The organism is Streptomyces sp. NRRL F-5123 (assembly GCF_000721495.1).
GTDB lineage: Bacteria > Actinomycetota > Actinomycetes > Streptomycetales > Streptomycetaceae > Actinacidiphila.
The window spans coordinates 17,822-36,021 of record NZ_JOHY01000035.1 but is presented as its reverse complement, the minus strand read 5'-3'; the positions used below and the strand labels follow the sequence as shown (position 1 = coordinate 36,021).

Below are 18,200 nucleotides of genomic sequence, written 5' to 3'. Positions count from 1 at the left end.
CCGTGGTGAGGGTGGTGGGGTGCGGCTGGGGTGGGCTACTGGCCCGCGTCAGGGTCCTGGGTCTCGTCGGCGTCGGCGGCGTTCGCGGCCTCGTTTTTGCTTTTCGCGTAGCGCGAGTAGAAGTCCTGGAGCCAGCGGCGCGAGATCCGCCCCTGCCGGGCGGGCCAGTCCGCCAGGTCGGACATCAGCCGGGCGTAGTCGATCTTCGCGTCGGCGTCGCGCAGGAACCGTACGGTGGAGGGGAGATGGCGGTGCAGACCGTCCAGGCTCTGCCGCGTCAGCAGATGCAGCCGCGTCTCGGCGGTGGACAGGCGCATCTCGCGGTTGCCGCCGCCGATGAGGACAGCGTCGGCGAAGGCGATGCCCAGACTGTCGCCGTACGCCTTCCCGGGGGAGGCGGCTTCCTGCTCGTCCTCCGGCTCGGCGGGGGGCACGACGTCCTCGGCCGCATCCACGTCCAGCTCAGGCTCGTCCTTGGCGAAGCTGTGCCGGGGCTGGGCGGCGATCAGCGAGGCGACGGAGTAGTACGCCCGCTGCTCGGCGTCGGACGTTTCGGTGCCCTGCGGCAGCCAGCGCGCGATGAGCCGGTGCATACCGCGGACGTAGCGGATGTCGTCCAGGCCGCGGCCGAGTCCCTTGCGCAGCGTCGTGCGTGCGCCGGGATCCCTGCCGCAGGTGGATTCGACCCACCGCACGTACGCCTGGTAGCGGGTGAGGCGGTCGGTGGAGCGCGCGGGCTCGGAGATCGTCGTCATGCGGGGCCTTCTCGGTGAGGGTGGGTACGGGGTCCGAACTCGGCGTGGTCAGCGGCGGCGGGGGCCGCCGTACAGCTCGATGCGCGCGTCGGAGACGGCCTGCGCGCCGCGCAGGGTGCGGCCCGCCCGCTCGGTGACGACGTCGTACGCCTGCTCCGCGATCCGCAGGAAGGCCGAGCGGGTGGCGTCGAAGTCGAAGTCGGCGGCTTCCGGAGCGCCGTCGTCCTTGGACTGGAGTGGACGGAAGCGGGCCCAGAACTCGCGTTCCGCCGCAGGCCAGTAGCGCGCTGCTGCGTCGGCCGACCAGGCGCCGGCGTCGGCCTTCTTGTCGTCGAGGTACATCCGGTAGGCCCTCCGTACGGCGCGGTCCAGCCGACGCCCGTACCGCTCGCCCAACTGCCGCAGCCGCGCGACCTTGGGGCGGCTGGACGGCTCCACCTGCTCCGCCTCACCGAGGATGTACGGCGTCACGCCCTCGACGAACTGGACGTTCTTGGCCTGCCCTTCCTGGTCGAAGCCGAGGGCACGCACTCGCATGTGCGGCCACAGCCCACGGGCGGTCTCGAACACCAGCGGCGGCTGCGGCCCGTCCGAGTCGCTGACACGGTGCTCAAGCAGCGTGTCCACGTCCCGCCACAGCGCGCGCGAGGAGTCGGCGGGCCGCGGGTAGCGGTTGCCCTGCTGGCTGATCTGCCAGATCAGGTACGGGTCGTCACGCGGGATGCGCCCCTCCCGGTATGCCCACGTGATGTACGCGTCCGCCGCCAGCTCGCCCTTCTCACCGCCCGGTACGAGCAGCACCGCGTGCTGCGAGCACGCCGTTAGCCGCGCGCAGGGCCCGGTCGGGGCGTCCGGCGCCTTCTCGGGGTCAGGGAGCTTCTCCCACTCCCACGGGCAGAGGTCCTCGTCGCGGCGCACGGTGGAGCTGGGCGGGACCAGCCCCGCGAGCAGCGTCTGGAAGAGGTTCTCGCCCTCGGGGTGGTACGAGAGGGCCGTACGCAGCGGGCCCGCAGTGGTGCTGGCCGACTTCACGCCGTTGACCTCGCGGGAGGAGCAGCGGCCGGACGGGCCGTAGTAGTGCCAGGTCAGGAGGTGCAGGGCCGCGTCCGCGGACGAGGGGAGGTCGGGGGCACCGTCACCTCCGTGCCGGAACCACGCGTGGTTGTTGCCCGAGGGCCGCGTCATGACCAGCTTGTTGACGCCCGCGGTGTTGGCCGGGTCGCACTGCCGGGCGAGCCGCGGGTCCTGCATCCACGGGCGCCCACCGTCCTCGTCGTAGAGGTGGAAGCGGTCCGGGTAGCGGCCGAAGTACGCGTCGACGGCTGCGCTGGAGAGCTGCCCGGCGTCGATGACCTCATCCTGCCGCTCCAGCCAGTCGCCCGCCGCTCCCTGCTCGTCCAGCCCGGTCACGCGAGCGGTGAGCGCGTAGAGGATGCGGAGGAGGGCAGCGTGGACGTGGGGCTGCGCCGGGGCGAGCTGCTTGATGCGGTGGGCGTCGACGAGCGCGGTCCGCAGGCCGACGCGGTCGGGCGGGTCGTCGTCGGAGGGGGCGGGCTGAGCCCAGCGGACGGGGATCCAGGGCTCCGTGAGGAGGTTGAACATGCTGGCCACGTGAGTCAATTCCTATACTGTCCCTACACAAGGTGACTCCACAGGTGTGTGGAGGTGGGCCCGCTGCTACCTCTGGGAGCAGGGCAGAGATCACCACTCGCCTGCGCAAGCGGGCTTTGACCCCGCCGTGGCCGACTACGCCGCCTCCCAGTAGCGGGCGGCCACGGCGGGGGACAGCTGATGCCATAAGGCTGCCACCTTTGGGAAAAGTCGCTAGCACTACGACGCGCTGTCGTCGATCACTGTACCCACTCGGTCACCCGCTCTCAACCCCCTGTGACGACAGGCGAATTGGGCTCGACCCGTACCACCCCACCCACACCCCAGCACCGTCCGGGCGCACACGGAGCGGCACGAGGTCCCGTAGCAGCGAGTGCTTACGCCACGACGCCGGGACCAGCCCCTCCTCGCCCTCGCCCCTCAGCCACCGCCCCGGGACCGGCGCGACGTGCGACACGATCTGCCTCAAAGCCGCCCGCGAGGTGCCCTTCGGCAGCGGGACGTCGCCCTCCGCGTCCAGGGTCAGCGCGCCGTCGGGCTGCTCGAACAGGCACAGGAGCCGACCGGTGTCCGCGCCCAGCCGCGTCGTCAGCAGCTCTTCAGTCACGCCGGCCTCACGGCGGCTGAGCGGGTGGAGGTCGCCGCGGAACTCGGCCGGGGCGGGGATGCTGACGATGTCGGCGAGGTGGGTCTCGGCGTGCTCCTCGGCCTGGTGCTGCGCATCCATCGCGCGCAGCTCGACCTGCACGCTGGCGTCCAGCCGGTCGACGAACTCCTCGGCGTAGACCTCGTCGACGATCTCCTGGACTTCCCCCGGCACGCTGATGCCGCCCGTCCGCGAGCGCAGGAGTTGCGCTGTCCGCACAAGGAGCGAGTGGGGGTACACCGTCCCCCAGGTCACCGGCGGTGCGGTGCGGCCCTCCTCGTTGATCGGTTCCAGGACGACGAGTTGCGGCCGGTCCTCCTCGGCAGCCCAAGCGGGACGTCCCGCGGGGCCTCGGGCGTGGCGGCGGGCGCGGCCGGCGCGTTGGAGCAGCTGCGCGAGGGGGGCGAGGTCGCTGACGACGAGGTCGAAGTCCAGGTCGAGGGACTGCTCGACCACCTGCGTCGCCACAAGGATCGAGGCGGGCCGCGGCCCGGCGGGAGTCTCCTGCGGACTGGTCGGCTTGCCGTAGGCGGTTTCGCATGCGGCGCTGATGCGCTGGCGGACGTAAGCGGGGTAGCGGGAGTGGAGCAGCCGGATTCCGCCGTCGGACGCGGCGAGTTCGGGGAAGGCGGCGACGAGGTCGCGGTAGGTGCTCTGGGCCTCGGCGACGGTGGTGCAGCACACCAGGGCCGTGCCGCCCCCTTCTGCGACCGGCGCGAGCAGCTTCCGGAGTTCGGCGCGGCGACCGCCGCGCCGAGGGGAAAAGGACGGATCGCTCATCGCATCCCAGCGGACCGTTCGCACCTGGACGTCGAGGACGCGTTCGCGGGCGCTCGGGGTGTGGCGCGGCTGGTGGACGACGCCGGTCCCTGCGTCGACGTACAGCCACCCCGGGTAGCAGGGCGCGATCTGCGCAGGCTCGGCGAAACCTGCGCCGCGACGGTAGGCGTCGACCAGGGAAGCGGCCGTCCGGCCGGTCAGGGTGGCCGACAACAGCACGACGGGAGCACGGAAGGCACCTAGCCATTCGAGCAGGACGGTCAGCAGCTTGTGCATCCACGGTCCGTACGCGTGCGCCTCGTCGACGACGAAGACCTTGTCGTTGAGGGCGAACAGGCGCAGGGCGTTGTACCGCAGCGGGAGGACGCCGGCGAGCGCCTGGTCGATGGTGCCGACGCCCAGGGGCGCGAGCAGGGCCCGCCGTGGACCTCGTAGCCAGGCATCGGCTTCCAGGGCGGTCGGGGCGTCTGCGCTGAGGCCCGCGTCTACTTCTGCGTCGTCTTCCGTCGGGGCGGCGTAGAGCGGGCTCAGCCACGACATGGAGTGGACGAGGGCCAGGGCCCGTTCGCCGCCGAGGGACTTGCCGGCGAAGTCGCGCACCCTGGGGAACATGCCATCGGCGGTCGCCATGGTGGGCAGGGCGAAGTAGAAGCCGCGGGCGCCGGAGGCCCGGCCGAGGATCGAGGTCGCGTGCAGGGCGGCTTCCGTCTTACCGTCGCCGGTGGGCGCGGTGACCAGAACCAATCCCCCGCGGTGGCCTGCGACGAGCGCGGGAAGGTGCGTGGCGATGTCCTGCTGGAGCGGGTTGGGAACGAACGGGAACATCTCGTCGAACGCCTGGGCGTCGAAGGTCACCCGTCCGATCCGCGCGTTGCGCACCTGGCCTGCTGCCGCAGCGTTCGTCAGCTTCCAGTGCGCGTCCAGCTCGTCCGGCGTCCCGCTCCACCCGGCCGACGGCATGAGCCCGGAGATGTGCTCGGTGCTGCTTGCGAGCCAGTCGGCGAGAATGACCAGGCCGAGGACGATCACGGCCAGCTCGGCCGGCAGCAGCTCGGCCGGAACGGCGGTTCCGCCGGTGATCCGCCTCAGCTCCAAGAAGTGCGCACGCCGCTGGTCGGCCCAACCAGTTCCGCCGAGCCCCGCCTTGTACGCGTCAGCCCCCTCGACCTCATGCCGACTCAGTGCCGACCCCACGGTTCCGTGGTGGCCTCCGAGCATCTGGGCGATCTGGTGGCTGACGGCCCTCAGGAGCCTGTTACCGGTCCCGGCGGGATAACCTGCATCTGCGAAGAGCTCGGCCAACGCCCAGTGTGTGGCTACCTCGTGCCGGAACTCCCCCTCGCGCTCGGCGCCCCGCGCGAATGCGTACGCCGGGTCCTGCCGCAGCCTGGCGAATTCCTCCTTGACCTGCGCCTGAAACGGCGGAGTGATCTTCCCCAGGTCGTGCAGCCCTGCCCAGAAGGCCAGCACCGCCCGCACTTTCGCCTCGTCGAGCCCCAGCGCTGCCGCGATACGGGATCGCAGCTCAGCTCCCAGTAGGTCATCCCAGAGCGCGGAGAACACCGCGGCGGCATCCAGCATGTGACACACCACCGGGTAGGGCCGCAACAGCCCCTTCTCCTTGCCCCATAACCGGCAGTCCAGGCAGACGCCCGCCGCCGCACCGAAGTCGCTCGCTTCCATGCCCCAGAGCTATCACCCCCCTCTGACAATGCGGGCTGACCTGGGCAAATGACTCCAAGCCGCGACTCCTCGCCCCATACTCACCACGTGCACAACGACATCTCTTCGGAAGCTGGCCAGCTTCCGGGCCTACGCGGCCAAGACAGCAAAGGGATTGCAAAGCCCCTCTAACGCCGCAGGTCAAAAAGTGTCCTCTCCGCGCGAGCGGAGGTGTCCCGCTGTTCCCCAACGCGCAGATCCTCATGGCGGGGTCCTCTCCGCGCGAGCGGAGGTGTCCCGACCTGCGCGCCTACCAGGCGCCATCGAGCGACGTCCTCTCCGCGCGAGCGGAGGTGTCCCGCATGTCCTGCGGGGTGAACATCCTTATAGCCGGTCCTCTCCGCGCGAGCGGAGGTGTCCCGGCGCGGCTGACATCCGAACCGCAGCAGGACGGGTCCTCTCCGCGCGAGCGGAGGTGTCCCGTAGTAGAAGCAGTGGGTGCCGTCGGTGGCGTAGTCCTCTCCGCGCGAGCGGAGGTGTCCCGGCGGGCGTGGAGGGCTCCAAGACCGTCAAGGGGTCCTCTCCGCGCGAGCGGAGGTGTCCCGCTGCAGTCTGGGCGGCGCGGTAGCGCTCCTCCGTCCTCTCCGCGCGAGCGGAGGTGTCCCGGTGATCGCCGGGCCCGCATGGGCACAGGCGAGGTCCTCTCCGCGCGAGCGGAGGTGTCCCGCACCACGCGTACCGGTCGCGCAGGTCGGACATGTCCTCTCCGCGCGAACGGAGGTGTCCCGCACTGCACGGGGTGCGGCACGGATCACGACCCGTCCTCTCCGCGCGAGCGGAGGTGTCCCGGTGCTGTTGATGATGGCCGTGCTGAGGGTGTCGTCCTCTCCGCGCGAGCGGAGGTGTCCCGGGCAGGCGCTGGCAGGCCCGGTGGGAGACACCGTCCTCTCCGCGCGAGCGGAGGTGTCCCGGCGGTGTGACGGACCTGTGACCGACTGCTGGTGTCCTCTCCGCGCGAGCGGAGGTGTCCCGCCGCCGCCCTGCTCACCGACAACGCCGGGCAGGTCCTCTCCGCGCGAGCGGGGGTGTCCCGGCCGTCCGCGACTACGGCCAGTGGGCCCGCAGGTCCTCCGCGCGAGCGGAGGTTCCATCCAGTCGCACGTCCCAAGAGCGACCGGCAGGCGCAGAAGCTCAGCCTTCAGTCGCCGAGCGGCCCATCCTCCGCTTCGAGCAGCAGCCGCAGCAGCAACCAGCCCGGGTAGCGGTCGTACGGCTGCACCGGGTTGGTGAAGATCTCGGGGGTGTCGAAGACCGGGTTGCCGTTGGGGCGGCGGGTGTAAGGGACGTGGCCGTAGTCGATGCCGTCGGTGGTGTCGTAGGCCAGCCAGGCGATGACCTCGTGTTCGCCCTCGCGTAGAGGGGTGTTGGAGACGGGGCCGGCGTTGATGCCGGACTCGGTCGGCTCCCAGATCTGGGGGACGGCGAAGACGAAGCGGACGGCGTGGATTTCGTGGGCCTGGGCGGCGGCGCGGCGTTCGAAGGTGGCGGCGGTGTCGCGGTCGCGGTGGTAGTCGTAGTCGGACATGACCAGGAGGCGGTCGCCCTGGAGGACGACGACGGCGGGGGCCTCGTGGTCGAGGATGGCCTGCTGGACGCGCTCGGTGGCGCCGAACATCAGCGTTTCGGTGTCGTGGTTCACCGTGCGGCCCGGCCCGGAAGGAGTGCGGCAGCGACGCGCCTTGTACGGCAGCGGGTGTCCATCCGCATCGCCTCCCGGGCGGTGTGCTCAGCGTGGGCCTAGGCCTTCTGCTCCAGGTTCGCCGTCCGGCGACGGTGTGCTGGCCCGTACGTAGTCGGACAGCTGGTGCAGTAGGAGGTTAGCCGCCTCGACCGCCTCGCGCAGGACTGCCAGCGCCGCCGCGATGCCCGTAGCTCCGGGTCGGCCGAGGAGGGAGAGGGACTCCGACAGGGTCGAGAGCTTGAGCGGAGTCGGCGCGGTCAGGTCCAGGAGCCAGCGGTAGCGTCCGGTGTCCCCGTCGTCGATGTACTCGAAGGCCAGCTCGGCGTGGGCAGGCTTGGCGATGACGCCGGCGCGTTGGGCGGCGCGCACGAGCGCGCTCGGGGTGTCCTCCTCGCCGATGTCAACGGGGTCCCAGGTCATGCCGATTAGCGGTAACTCCCCATGAGAAAGGGGAGGTTCGCCGAGGCATTCGGTGAGTTCGTGCATCACCACCAGCTCGGTAAGCCACGCCTGGGCGGATTCCTCAGACATCGTGAAGGGCGGTGCCACGCTCGTCACCCCCGTCGTCAGGCCCCTCAGGATCGCCGAGCGGGAAGGCGTCACCGAAAACCGTGCCCGGTTCCGGGGGGAGGTGCTGGCCGGTGAGCGGGTCGGTGGTGTGGGCGAGCTCGATCTCCGAAGCGGTGAGAGGGCGCAGCCCGTCGTCGACCGTCACCCAGCCGCGAAGGAGGTCATGGCCGCCCTCGTGGTGGTGGCTGCGCACGACCAATCCGCTTGACCAGTCGGGCTGGAGGCCTTCCGACAGGGCGAGGGCGAGTGGCGGCACCACCTCCGGGTTGTCCACACCGGTCGTGCCGACCAGCAGTTCCGAGGAGAGGCTGAAGCCTTCACCGACTCGGATGGCGGAGCAGGTGATGCTGTGGCGACCGGGCCCGAGCGCGGCGGCGAGCTCGGAGAGCAGAGTGATTGCCCGGAGGATCCGGTCCTTGAAGGCGCCGTCCAGGGGTGCGTCGAAGGAGCCGGGGGAGTTCGGGGTCATGGCGGGACCTCCTTGTCGAATGGGAGGTAGGGCCCGGCCTCGCGAGGCCGGGCCCTACCGGTGGACCGTCGATTCAGCGGCGGCGCATGAGCATCAGGCGCTGGTGCGCGTGGGACTTGACCGCGTCGTCGGTGCCTTCCAGCAGGCGCAGGCCGCGGGCGGCGGGCTCGTTTCCCTTGAGCCCGGAGGCTGCGCTGGGGCGGATCGCCGCGAAGTGGTCGGTGTAGTCGGTGACAGCGCGCTCGGCGGCGTACGCCGTACGCCCGCTGCGCGACGCTTCCTCCCCGAAGAGTGCGTGCAGGCGGTCGCGCCGCTGCTCGGCGGTGCGCTGCTGCCGTGCCGTCGCGTTCTCCTCCAGCGGCCACAACTCGTCGATGGCGGTGTTGAACTCGTCGATGGCGAGGTTCGTGCGCGCCAGCGCTGTCTCCTCCGCGGCCCAGGTGTCGTAGTAGTGGCTGGTCAACCGCAGCGTGCGGCGCGCCTCGCGGATGTGCTCGGTGGCGTTGCGGGTGTGGCGGACCTTCCACCGGGTTGCGGCCTGCTGGACGGCGAGGCGTTCGGTGTTGGCGCACACCGGCCGCCACGGCGTGGCAACGACCTCGTACGCGGAACGGCCGTCGTGGCTGTTGATCGCCACGATGAACGGGACGATCCGGTCGTCGAGACCGCCGGGGTCGACCACCACGTGGCCGGGGACGCGCAGCGCGACGAAGACCTTGCTGCCGCCGCGCATGGACCCGGCGGACTCCCACACGGCGTCGGTGTCGCTGACGAGCTCCTGCAGGAATTCGAACGAGCGCCGGTTCTGGATCACCTCGTAGTCCGGACCGACGATGCCGAGCGCCTGCCCGGTGTCGGCCCGTACGGTGTGGCGTTGCCCGGGGTGGGGGAGGTAACGGCCGTCCCAGAGGTAGAAGGCGGGCACGGTCACGACCTCGAAGCCGATCCCGGCCAGGGACAGGACCGTGTCGATGTCGGTGGTGCCGCCCGGGACGACCTGCCCCAGGTGGTGCCAGGCCGGGACGGCGGAGTACAGGGCCACGGCTCCCCTGGCCTTCTCGTCCAGGCCGTGCACCGGCTCGCCCAGCGCGCTGAGGATCTCTCCGGCGTCGAATCCGGTGAGGACCTTGTACCGGCCGTCCGGCAGCCGCCGCAGCCGTCCGGCCTCGACGCCCGCCCGGAGTTCACCCTGCCGGTCGCGGGCGGTGATGGCTTGGCGCTCGCGCCCTGCGGCGAACGCCTCGTTCACGTCGATGGACATGCGGAATTCCCTTCTGCGCAGGTGGTGGAAGGTGTGCGGGTGGCGTGGTGGCTACGCGGTGGGGGCGGGCCCCGGCTCGGTGGTGACGCGAGCGGTGGCCGTGGCGGTGAATCGGCGGCGCGACCGGCGGTCGTAGCCGTGGACGACGACACCGTCCTGCTCATGGGTGACCTCGGTGATGTCGAGGCCTGCGTACGTCTGCTGCTCCTCGCGGCACTCGGTGAAGTGGTCGGTGATCTCGCCGAGTACCGCGGCCCGGATGTCCTGTTCAGCGAAAGGCGCGGGCGCGGGGACGTCGTCGACGGTGCCGCCGAGGAGCCGGACGGTCCGCTCCTGCGTCGTGTCGAGGACGACGCAGGGCAACTCGGAGACGCCGTCGCGGCGGGCGCGGGCGACGCGGTGCCATCCGTCGATGAGCAACGCCGCGCCGCCGAGCTCGGCGATGCGAACCAGGATGAGCGGCTTGGTGAGGTCGACGTGGGGGACGTGATCGGCGTCGATGCGGACGAAGCCGAGTGACGCGAAGAACGGTCGGACATCGACGGTTCCGACCGGCAGGTCGGCGGCGATCGTCTTCGCGTGGACGACGTTCCAGCGGTAGCCGAGGAACTGGAAGTATTCGAACTGGCTCATCAACTCCTCCTGGGGTTCGGGATGGTTTGTACGCTTCGCCCACCAGTGGCCGCCCTCTTCGCGGCGGGATGAGGCACCTCAGAGGCGAACTTCCCCGGGCTGGTGGCAGGCTTTGCCCCCTCCGCGATAGCGGAGGTGTCCCGGACGCCACGCTCGCGGGCATGCTGGTCTGGCTGTCCTCTCCGCGCGAGCGGAGGTGTCCCGCGGCTTGGCCTGGCGGCCCGGCTCGGGCTGTGGTCCTCTCCGCGCGAGCGGAGGTGCTTCGGGCGCGCCGTCACCGGAAGCGCGGGACGGCGAAGACAGTGCCGGGTAACGGGAACTCCTTGATCTCCCCGGTCGCTGCCCGGATGTGTGCACGCTCGCCGAGCGCGATGAGCACGCCGCTCCACGGCGGCGAGCCGTCCGGCAACGCAGTGATCCGGCAGCCCAGGTACGGGAGCAGCCGGTCCGGGTCCTGCGGACGCTCGACGTACCGTTCGGCGGCGGGCGTTGCCCCGGTCACGACGTCCTCCTCTTCCGATGCGGACCCGGGCACCTCCGGTGGGGGGGGAGGGACGGAGGTGCCCGGGCGTGTGGGGGCACGCCCTACCGCACGCGGGGCAGGGCGTGCGGCCGCGGCAGTACGGGGGCCCGTACAGATACGGGGTGTCGGGGTGCCCGATTACCGATCAGCGGCAAGACGGGTCAGGCTGCCAGCAGCGCGCGCTGGTCGGGGCGCGGGCCGCGCGTGCTCGTACCGGCGATCCGGTCGGTGTGGACGACCCAGGTCACCGCCTGCACGGTGCTGGGCAGTTCACCGAGTCGCCGCGCTGCCTCCCGGTAGCACGACGCGAGCAGTTCGTACCGATGGGCGGCCGACAGGCCGCGCTCGCGGCTGCCGTAGGTCTCGCCCACCGCCACGTCGTGAGCGTGCCGGTCGACCACGACGGCCGAAGGATCCTCGGGGCTGGCGATGCAGCGGAAGAAGTGGCCGGTCTTGCGCTCCATCGGGAGCACGTCCTGGGGGTCGGCCCCAGCCAGGATGCGCGCGGCCTTCCGCAGCGCATCGGCGAAGTGACCCGACGCAAGCCCTTCCGTGCCGCAGGCAGCCTGCGCCAGGCGGCAGTTCTCCGGCCAGGACTTGTTCGCCGACAGCGCGGCGATGACCCCCGCGCCGGTACGGGCGCTCCCGTCGGTGATCTTCTCCGCCAGTTCGTGCGCGGTCCGGTACCAGCGCCGCCCACGGCGCATCTGCTCGGGCGTCGCCAACAGCCAGACGTCGATGATGTTCTGCACGTACTCCTCCCGCGTCCGCTCGGACGCGTCGACGGGGATCACTGCACGACTCCTCTCATGTGAGGTCCCGCCGGGCGCGCAGTGTCGACTCGGCGGGGGGCGACGGGGTGAAGGACCCACGCCCCGCCAGGGGAGCTGGACGGGGCGCGGGAGTTCTTGCCGGTCAGGCTGTGGTGCGGGCGGCGGAGCGAGGCCGGGCCGACTTACGGCCCCGCGCGTGCAGGAGCACGCCCGGGTCCGCACAGGTCGGTTCGGCGCGGGCTACTGGGTGTGGTGGACGCCGAACGCGCTGAGAAGCCCGCCCCACTGCGCGTTTCCGTACTCCGCGACCAGCCACGCGATCACGCCACCGATGGTCAGGACAACGGTCTGCGTGACCAGGACCGAAACCCATCGGGCTATCCGGGCGCGGTCGCGATACCAGCAGATGTCGGCCGCGACGTGGCACCCGAAGACCCTCGGGTGGAATTCGCGGTGAAGGCGACCGGTGCGCGGGTGTGAGCGCGTGCAATGGATCCGGTGGCCGTCCTGGTGCGGAGTGATCCGCTCGAACCGCCATGCCTGCCCGATCGACGGGCCGGACGTCATGTGGATCATCGTTCCGGGACGGATGACGTCGCCGGATTCGCTGTACATGAGTCGCATATTCCCTCTCCTGTGCGATCATGTTGCTGCAACGGACGGGCGGTAGCCCGGACAAGGATCCGGGCTACCGCCCATGCGACGCGACAGATCAGCGAGTCAGCCCGCGACGAATACCGCGAGCGCGATGATCAGATACATGAGGAAGACTGCGACCGTGGCGATCCACGGAAGTACGTCCGACCGTACTTCTTCCTCTTTGGGCGTTTCAGGTTCCTTCATCGAGAGCCCCCTTCGCTCGTAGCCGGGCGAAGACTCGGTTCGTTTTCGCTGTCACCTAAATACGGCACCAGAACCGGCCCGAATACCGATCATGAGGAGTTTTTTCAGCAACTTCTCGGGCGCAAAAAAGAGCGGCCGGGGCGGTTCCTGAACCGACATCCGGCCGCTCCTGCACTCGGCGTCCGCTACTGCGACTGCGCGCTCCGGAACACCATGTCGTCGCGCACCGCGTCCAACGACGCCGATAAGTCCCGCCACTCCGCGAGCGCGGCATCCCTGGTTCGCTGCACCTTCGAGGAGGAGTTCCGGGGCCCGCCGAAGATCTTCTGCGCGGTCTTCCCCATGATTCCGGCGCGACCAAGATCGTCCGCCGTGCTGGCCTGGTCGAGCACGTCGGCGAGGATGGGGAACTTGGTCCCGTCACCCCACGCGGTCCGGAAGATCGTCTCGGAGTGCCCGGCGAGGTACGGCGCCAGGGCGAGGGACGGCAGCTTGTCGGCGTGCGGGACGCCGCGCATCGCCTGGAGCCCCGCGACCGTGTCGGCGGCGTCGGGCCGGACGTCCAACCGATACCCGTTCCGCGCCGCCGCATCCCGCACGGCCCAATACCCCACGGTCCGCCGGCTGACCACGATGACGTCACCGTCCCGCCGGACGTACTGCCATGCCGACGGCTGCCGGGTGGCGACCAGGAACGCCGACACCTCGCAGGTCGTGACGATCTTGTGGAGCCGCTTGGCGAACATCAGGACGGCGTCCTGCGTGACGTCGTCGCTCACGTCATCGGTGCCGTAAAGGGCACGCCCGCCACGTACCGCCGTAGCGCTTCCGTCCATGCGCCGCCGGGAACGCGTCGCATCGACGGCCCGGCAGTACCCGCGGGCCATCCGCTGAAGTTCACGGAAGTCGTTCTCGGTGACGTGCTTCATTTCCTCCGGAAGGACATCGATCGCACTCCGACCCTGGTACCGCGAATCGCTTCCCACGATCATCTCCCATCATCCCGCGGTGCGCTCACCTTGAGCACCGCCCCTTTTAATTCGATTATCCCATCCAATTCACTCATTTCAAGGGAGTGCGGCAAAGAATTCCAAGATATTCAACAGTCCAATACTTCCTCAATGGCGACCCATACCCACCCCCTCACCAACGCGCATGCGAATAGTTATTCCCTACTGAAAAACAATAGAAGTGAGTGAGTGCGGCCAGCACATCACATAAAGTTCGCAGCCAGGAGATATTCACATGTTCACCACCATCAGCACCGCGCCGTCTGATGACCCCGCTTGGCGGCTGACGAGTTGCGTGCACCCTGAGCACTGGCACCACCACTCCCACCAGCGACGGAGTGTCTTTCCCCCCTTCCCTTCCAGAGGGAACCGACAAAAGAACCCATACAGGAAGGCGCATCGGTCTCCCACAAGGCGTGATCAGGTTGAGCGTCGCGAGCCGGCCGTCGCGCAGACACACGTCGGGTCCGAACACCTGCACCACCAAGGCATGTTCACGAAAAACGTCTCGCCCACCCACGCGCCTGACGTACCGTGGCGATTGCCCGCCTCAATCCTTGGAGGATCCGGCCGTGCCGAAACGCGCGAGAAGACGCTCCGATTCGACCATCACCACACGTCAGAACGGCTCCGTCAATATTGGCAGATGGCTGCGCACCCGAGAAGTACCGGAATCGCATCCTCCGGATGATGAAACCTATTTGCAACGCTCCATTGACGTACGTCACATGACGAATGGGGAGTGGGTATGGGACGTGCTTGTCGTCCTGCGCCGCGGCCCCTCCCAATACACCGAGCTGCTCAACGCCATCCAGGAGCGTTCCACCGACGACGGCTGGCCTGGCCGTCAGCACCGCCACCTGCGCGACAGCACGCTCAACCGGACACTGCGGAGGCTGGAACAGAGCGAGCTGGTCGTGGGAATTCGAGAGCCCGAATTTCCCTACCACGCCACCTATCAACTCACCGACGCTGCAAGGAACCTCCTGGTCGCGGAGGAGTCCCTGGTCAAGTGGGCAGAGCAGCACGGGGACCTTGTTGAACGCGTGAGACAGCGCCGCCACGACGAGAACTCGGTACCGTAGCGCCGGGCGACCTGATTGGACACAATGAACTCGTGGAGATCGCCGAGATCGTACTGGCGTACATCAGGACGCTCACTTGGCCCGCTGTCACCGTCACTCTCATCTACCTGCTACGTGATCATTTAACCGGGCTCGTTGACAGAATCCGGGTCATCAGCACGCCTGCTGGCGAACTCGAATTCGCCGCTGACGTGAACCAGCTCCACGAGGCGGTCGTCGAGGCCGCGGACGAAGACGACCACGCCGGTAGGGGCTCCGACGCCGCACATGGCGGTGACGCTCAGCGGCCCAGCGCGTTCGACGCACTTCGCGATGTCGCCGTCACCGCCCCGGAAGCAGCGATCATGGCAGCGTGGCGCCGCGTCGAACTACGGCTCTCCGAGGCGCAGCAGATCGTCGGGGACAGCACTCCGTACGGCGGCGAGCCGTCCTACCGCGTCTTCCCCATCACCCCACGACGGTGGGCGGAGCGCCTGGTCGCGGCCGGTCTGGACGCCGACGTAGCCGATCTCATCGCCGAACTGGTCGCCCTCAGGAACCGTGCCGCCCACTCGATCGACATCTCGGGGATTTCCGCCATCGAGTACGTGGAGAGCTGCGCCGTGGTGTGGGTCCTGCTGGGCCGCTTCATGGCTGCGCGGCAAGAGGCCAACCCGCCCGCGCACCGGCCTGACTCCGCGGTGCCGGAACAGGGCGGCGTCCGCTCCCGCGGGAACCGGCGCGAGACGTCAGGATCCGACGGCTGATGTCGGTGGTGCCGGCTTTCGGTTCCGCCGGGCACGGAGCTCGGTGAAGAGGGTGCTGGTCTCGGCGGAGGGGCGCTCGTCGATTTCGGCGAGGACTGTGGCCAGGAGGCTCTCCGTGCGGGGGACGGCGTCGTGGTGGCCGAGGTGGGTCTGGAGGCGGGCGATCGCGCGGTAGACCGCCTCGTTGTACGGGTCGAGGGACCGCGCGCGTTCGAGGAGGCGGAGAGCTTCGTCGGGGTGCGTGGGGCGGACGTCGCGGATCAGGGCGCTGAGGGCGTCGAGCAGGTCGCGGCGGAGGGCTTCGCGGGGTGCTTCGATCCACTCGGCTACGACGTCGGTGGCCAGGTCGCCAGTGTAGAGGGTGAGGGCCTGCTCCACTGCCGGGCGCCGGGCGGGTGCGTCGATGCGGGCGGCGCGGAGGGCGTCGTTGAGGGCCCAGAGGTCGACCGAGGCGCGGTGCGGGTCCAGGGCGTAGACGCCGTCCGTGTTGAGGGTGACGTCGGTCTGCTCGTCGTGTGTGGCGGTCCGCAGTGCTCGGCGCAGTTGGCTCAGGGTGGCGTGGAAGCTGTTGTACGGGCGGGTGCGCGGCGCGTCGGGCCAGATGGCCGCGCCGAGGGCTTCTCTGCGGACGCCGTCGGGGTGGAGGGCCAGGTAGGTGAGGAGTTCGCGGTGTTTGGGGGTCAGGGATGAGGTGAGGTCGGCGTGGGTGTCGCCGTCGGGGAGGTGGTGGGTGAGACGGACGCGGCCGAGGAAGGTGAGTTCGAGCGGGAGCCGCGCGTCGTCCGGCTCGGGTTCTTCCGCGGCCGGTGTCGGCTCGCCCTCGTCGGGGGCTCCCGGGCTCGGGCTCGACACGGTTTGAACCTGCTGGGGAGCGGTGTCGGACGGGGATCCCGTGCCCAGCTTGCGCCGGGGCCGCCGCGCTTCCGGCGGGCCGGGGTGGGACGGCGCCGGGCGGTGTCCGTTTGGCGCGCGGGGAGCGGTCACAGCAGCGAGGGCAGTCGGTTCCGGAGATGTCGGTGGCGCTGCCCGGTTGAGGAGGTCGAGCAGATCCCGGGCGTCGGCGGGGGGCAGGTGGAACAGACAGGCGCTGGTGAAGGTGGCTGCGAGGTCCGGGCTCGTCGCCGCCACGGTGCCGTCGGCGCGGACTCGCAGGGTGCCGCCGGGCAGCCACTGGCCGAGGAGGACACCGGCGATGTTCAGGCTGGAGCCGTTGTCGAGTACGGCCTGGAGTCTCCGGTTGGTGGAGGTGTTCGGTGCCGCGACCAGGACGAGCCTCCGGGCCACGACGGCGTCGTGCCTGTCGGCAGCCACCCGTGCCCGGCTCAGCAATTCGCTCTCCAGCTGCGTGAGCGCGGCGTCCAGATCCTCGACGAGTTGGAGGCCGGAGGTCGAGCCTCCCGCCGCTGTGCCGTCGAGAAGGAGTTCGGCGTCGGCGCGCGGCGTCACGATGTCCGCAGCCTGCTCCGCGAGAAGCGATACGAGCAGGGCGCGGGCGGCGTCGAGGGCGCCCGGGCCTATGAGCCCGAGCCCGCGGGTCCGGGCCAGGTCCCATGCGAGGGCGCGTCCGTCGCGGACGCCGATGGAGAGGGCCGCCTTCGAAGGCCCGGGGGTGTCGGCGGGTTCTGGGCGGGGAGCTGGCTGGACTTCCGGAGCGGCCTGGCCGTGGGCAACCCGCAGCGCCCGTACAACCGGCGCGACGGCCAGGTCGCCCCGGTCGCCGCTGCCCGGCTCGTACCGGATGCGGCGGCGCCGGAGGGCGGTGGCGAGCGCGCCGGCCACGACCGCTGCCAGGGCTGCTCCGACGAATCCGCCGGTGGGCAGGACGATCCCGGGGCCGTGGGAGTCGTGTCGGCTCTCATGTGGAGCTGGCGTTCCTGCCCTGGTCGGCGAGGGCGGCGGGCTCGGAGTCGAAGGGTGCGACGGTGCCGTAGTGGTGGGCGGGGCGGGGCTCGTCGGGCGCGAAGGCGTACGGCGCGGTGACACCGCGGGGGCCGGAAGGCGCAGGATCCAGCCGGGGCGGATCAGGTGGGGGCTGGTGAGGCTCCGTCCGTCGGCCTGGGGGCGCCCGCGGTTGAGGGCGTAGATCTCGGGCCAGCGGCTTCCGTCGCCGAGCTCGCGGTCGGCGATGCGCCAGAGGCTGTCGTAGACGCCGTCGCGGGGCGCTCGTACCTCGACGGTAGCTGCGTCAACCCGGCGGTCCGCGCTGCTGGTGGGCGTGCTGCCGGGCTGGGCGGGGGCGGTCGCTGCCGCTCGTGTCGGGGCGGGAGCCGCGGACGCGGAGGCCGCGGGGCGAAGAACGAGCAGGGACAGCACGAGGGCGCCGACGAGTGCTGCCGCGAGCGACTGGAGCGGCCGGGCCGCGGGCACTGAGGGCACCGGCAGCCCGCGAACCTCCCGTACCACCGCGCGAGCCGTGTCGACCACGAACAGCGCCCAGGTGGGCCACAGAACGCATGCCAGCACGTCAAGCAGGAAGGTCGCGCTCATCGGCGTGGTGAGCGCAGCCGTGACGTCCTCGCGGGCAGGTAGGTGACGGGGCAGCGGCCAGCCGATGAAGTGCGCCAGCCCGTACGGCAGCCCGGCGACGAGCACGGCCAGGGCCGCGGCGGCGAGGCATGCCCGCCCCATGTCGCGCGCCCGCCGGAGAGTTCGGCGGGTGCGGACGTGCGCGGTGGGCTGAGCAGACATGCCGTGCCTCACGAGTCGGGAGCGTTGATGCCGCGGACGGGGTGGGCGGAACCCGTGGCGGTCACGGTCAGGGTGTGCAGACCGGCCAGGTTGAGCAGCTGGGTGTGCTGGCGGGCGGTGACCGTGACGGTCACGGTCTCGGCGGTCGCGTTGACCTTTCCCTCGTCGCCGGTCGTGGCCAGGTAGCGCAGGGCGAGCGCGCGGGCCTGGGCGGGTACGAGACGTACGGTGCCGTCGCGCCGGTAGGCGGCGAGGTCCAGCGCTTGCGCGCCCGCCCTGGCGGCTTCTTGGGCCTCGCCGAGGGCGCGCACCTTTGCCGCCAGCGCGAGGCCGCCGTCCAGGACCAGGCCGGCGAACATCACGACGGCGGCGGTGAAGACGACGATGAACGCCGTCACCTGACC

Annotated in this window: 17 protein-coding genes and 1 CRISPR repeat array; of the genes, 2 read left to right on the top strand and 15 right to left on the bottom strand. The window is 70.4% G+C overall.

All coding sequences use genetic code 11. The annotated features are described in order from the left end of the window. Nucleotides 1-35: 35 nt before the first annotated feature. From casB to IH54_RS0124735, 13 genes are all read right to left on the bottom strand, one after another. Nucleotides 36-755, bottom strand: coding sequence for a type I-E CRISPR-associated protein Cse2/CasB (gene casB, locus IH54_RS0124790; protein ID WP_031520651.1), 720 nt, complete (start codon nucleotides 753-755; stop codon nucleotides 36-38). 48 nt (nucleotides 756-803) lie between these two features. Further along, nucleotides 804-2,357: a type I-E CRISPR-associated protein Cse1/CasA gene (gene casA, locus IH54_RS0124785; protein WP_031520649.1), complete on the bottom strand. Its 1,554-nt coding sequence runs from the start codon at nucleotides 2,355-2,357 to the stop codon at nucleotides 804-806. Between the two features lie 265 nt (nucleotides 2,358-2,622). Continuing rightward, the gene (locus IH54_RS0124780; RefSeq protein ID WP_031520646.1) at nucleotides 2,623-5,475 is read right to left on the bottom strand and encodes a CRISPR-associated helicase/endonuclease Cas3; all 2,853 of its coding nucleotides are present in this window, start codon (nucleotides 5,473-5,475) and stop codon (nucleotides 2,623-2,625) included. Nucleotides 5,476-5,664: 189 nt separating this feature from the next. Continuing rightward, nucleotides 5,665-6,547: direct repeats of the CRISPR family, unit length 29 nt; unit sequence GTCCTCTCCGCGCGAGCGGAGGTGTCCCG. Nucleotides 6,548-6,652: 105 nt separating this feature from the next. Next, a complete protein-coding gene (locus IH54_RS0124775) occupies nucleotides 6,653-7,153 on the bottom strand; it encodes a hypothetical protein (protein ID WP_031520643.1) in 501 nt (166 codons plus the stop codon). Nucleotides 7,154-7,240: 87 nt separating this feature from the next. Further along, nucleotides 7,241-7,615 carry a hypothetical protein gene (locus IH54_RS0124770; RefSeq protein ID WP_159012049.1) on the bottom strand — a complete coding sequence of 125 codons (375 nt, stop codon included), beginning with the start codon at nucleotides 7,613-7,615 and terminating at the stop codon, nucleotides 7,241-7,243. 103 nt (nucleotides 7,616-7,718) lie between these two features. Then, a complete protein-coding gene (locus IH54_RS0124765) occupies nucleotides 7,719-8,234 on the bottom strand; it encodes a hypothetical protein (RefSeq protein WP_031520638.1) in 516 nt (171 codons plus the stop codon). A gap of 73 nt (nucleotides 8,235-8,307) precedes the next feature. Then, the gene (locus IH54_RS0124760) at nucleotides 8,308-9,495 is read right to left on the bottom strand and encodes a DUF932 domain-containing protein (RefSeq protein ID WP_031520636.1); all 1,188 of its coding nucleotides are present in this window, start codon (nucleotides 9,493-9,495) and stop codon (nucleotides 8,308-8,310) included. A gap of 51 nt (nucleotides 9,496-9,546) precedes the next feature. Then, complete coding sequence (locus tag IH54_RS0124755; protein ID WP_031520633.1) at nucleotides 9,547-10,128, bottom strand: hypothetical protein; 582 nt, start codon at nucleotides 10,126-10,128, stop codon at nucleotides 9,547-9,549. A gap of 274 nt (nucleotides 10,129-10,402) precedes the next feature. After that, entirely contained in the window at nucleotides 10,403-10,630 is a 228-nt protein-coding gene (locus IH54_RS0124750) for a hypothetical protein (protein WP_031520630.1), read from the bottom strand. Nucleotides 10,631-10,812: 182 nt separating this feature from the next. Further along, on the bottom strand, nucleotides 10,813-11,445 hold the full coding sequence (locus IH54_RS47070) for a DUF7178 family protein (RefSeq protein ID WP_234343802.1): 633 nt from the start codon (nucleotides 11,443-11,445) through the stop codon (nucleotides 10,813-10,815). Between the two features lie 219 nt (nucleotides 11,446-11,664). Continuing rightward, the gene (locus tag IH54_RS0124740) at nucleotides 11,665-12,039 is read right to left on the bottom strand and encodes a hypothetical protein (RefSeq protein WP_159012047.1); all 375 of its coding nucleotides are present in this window, start codon (nucleotides 12,037-12,039) and stop codon (nucleotides 11,665-11,667) included. A 105-nt stretch (nucleotides 12,040-12,144) separates the two neighbouring features. Continuing rightward, nucleotides 12,145-12,267 carry a hypothetical protein gene (locus tag IH54_RS47765; RefSeq protein ID WP_267965227.1) on the bottom strand — a complete coding sequence of 41 codons (123 nt, stop codon included), beginning with the start codon at nucleotides 12,265-12,267 and terminating at the stop codon, nucleotides 12,145-12,147. A gap of 185 nt (nucleotides 12,268-12,452) precedes the next feature. Further along, on the bottom strand, nucleotides 12,453-13,046 hold the full coding sequence (locus IH54_RS0124735; protein ID WP_199923457.1) for a hypothetical protein: 594 nt from the start codon (nucleotides 13,044-13,046) through the stop codon (nucleotides 12,453-12,455). Between the two features lie 803 nt (nucleotides 13,047-13,849). Between IH54_RS0124735 and IH54_RS0124730 the strand changes: the two genes are divergently transcribed. Together IH54_RS0124730 and IH54_RS0124725 are read left to right on the top strand one after the other, a co-directional pair. Then, the gene (locus IH54_RS0124730; RefSeq protein ID WP_159012045.1) at nucleotides 13,850-14,362 is read left to right on the top strand and encodes a winged helix-turn-helix transcriptional regulator; all 513 of its coding nucleotides are present in this window, start codon (nucleotides 13,850-13,852) and stop codon (nucleotides 14,360-14,362) included. 32 nt (nucleotides 14,363-14,394) lie between these two features. Continuing rightward, complete coding sequence (locus tag IH54_RS0124725; RefSeq protein ID WP_031520620.1) at nucleotides 14,395-15,108, top strand: hypothetical protein; 714 nt, start codon at nucleotides 14,395-14,397, stop codon at nucleotides 15,106-15,108. On the opposite strand, the gene IH54_RS0124720 is transcribed toward IH54_RS0124725, so the two are convergent. Both IH54_RS0124720 and IH54_RS0124715 read right to left on the bottom strand, forming a co-directional pair. Beyond that, on the bottom strand, nucleotides 15,091-17,796 hold the full coding sequence (locus IH54_RS0124720) for a LysM peptidoglycan-binding domain-containing protein (protein WP_159012044.1): 2,706 nt from the start codon (nucleotides 17,794-17,796) through the stop codon (nucleotides 15,091-15,093). The two genes, IH54_RS0124725 and IH54_RS0124720, sit on opposite strands and share 18 nt — an antisense overlap. 8 nt (nucleotides 17,797-17,804) lie before the next feature. Then, nucleotides 17,805-18,194 carry a hypothetical protein gene (locus IH54_RS0124715; protein ID WP_052397832.1) on the bottom strand — a complete coding sequence of 130 codons (390 nt, stop codon included), beginning with the start codon at nucleotides 18,192-18,194 and terminating at the stop codon, nucleotides 17,805-17,807. Nucleotides 18,195-18,200 lie beyond the last annotated feature (6 nt).

Coding starts and splice junctions, on each gene's coding strand:
- casB (WP_031520651.1), bottom strand. CDS start 755: ATGACGACGATCTCCGAGCCCGCGCGCTCCACCGACCGCCTCACCCGC.
- casA (WP_031520649.1), bottom strand. CDS start 2,357: ATGTTCAACCTCCTCACGGAGCCCTGGATCCCCGTCCGCTGGGCTCAG.
- IH54_RS0124780 (WP_031520646.1), bottom strand. CDS start 5,475: ATGGAAGCGAGCGACTTCGGTGCGGCGGCGGGCGTCTGCCTGGACTGC.
- IH54_RS0124770 (WP_159012049.1), bottom strand. CDS start 7,615: ATGACCTGGGACCCCGTTGACATCGGCGAGGAGGACACCCCGAGCGCG.
- IH54_RS0124765 (WP_031520638.1), bottom strand. CDS start 8,234: ATGACCCCGAACTCCCCCGGCTCCTTCGACGCACCCCTGGACGGCGCC.
- IH54_RS0124760 (WP_031520636.1), bottom strand. CDS start 9,495: ATGTCCATCGACGTGAACGAGGCGTTCGCCGCAGGGCGCGAGCGCCAA.
- IH54_RS0124755 (WP_031520633.1), bottom strand. CDS start 10,128: ATGAGCCAGTTCGAATACTTCCAGTTCCTCGGCTACCGCTGGAACGTC.
- IH54_RS0124740 (WP_159012047.1), bottom strand. CDS start 12,039: ATGTACAGCGAATCCGGCGACGTCATCCGTCCCGGAACGATGATCCAC.
- IH54_RS47765 (WP_267965227.1), bottom strand. CDS start 12,267: ATGAAGGAACCTGAAACGCCCAAAGAGGAAGAAGTACGGTCGGACGTA.
- IH54_RS0124720 (WP_159012044.1), bottom strand. CDS start 17,796: ATGTCTGCTCAGCCCACCGCGCACGTCCGCACCCGCCGAACTCTCCGG.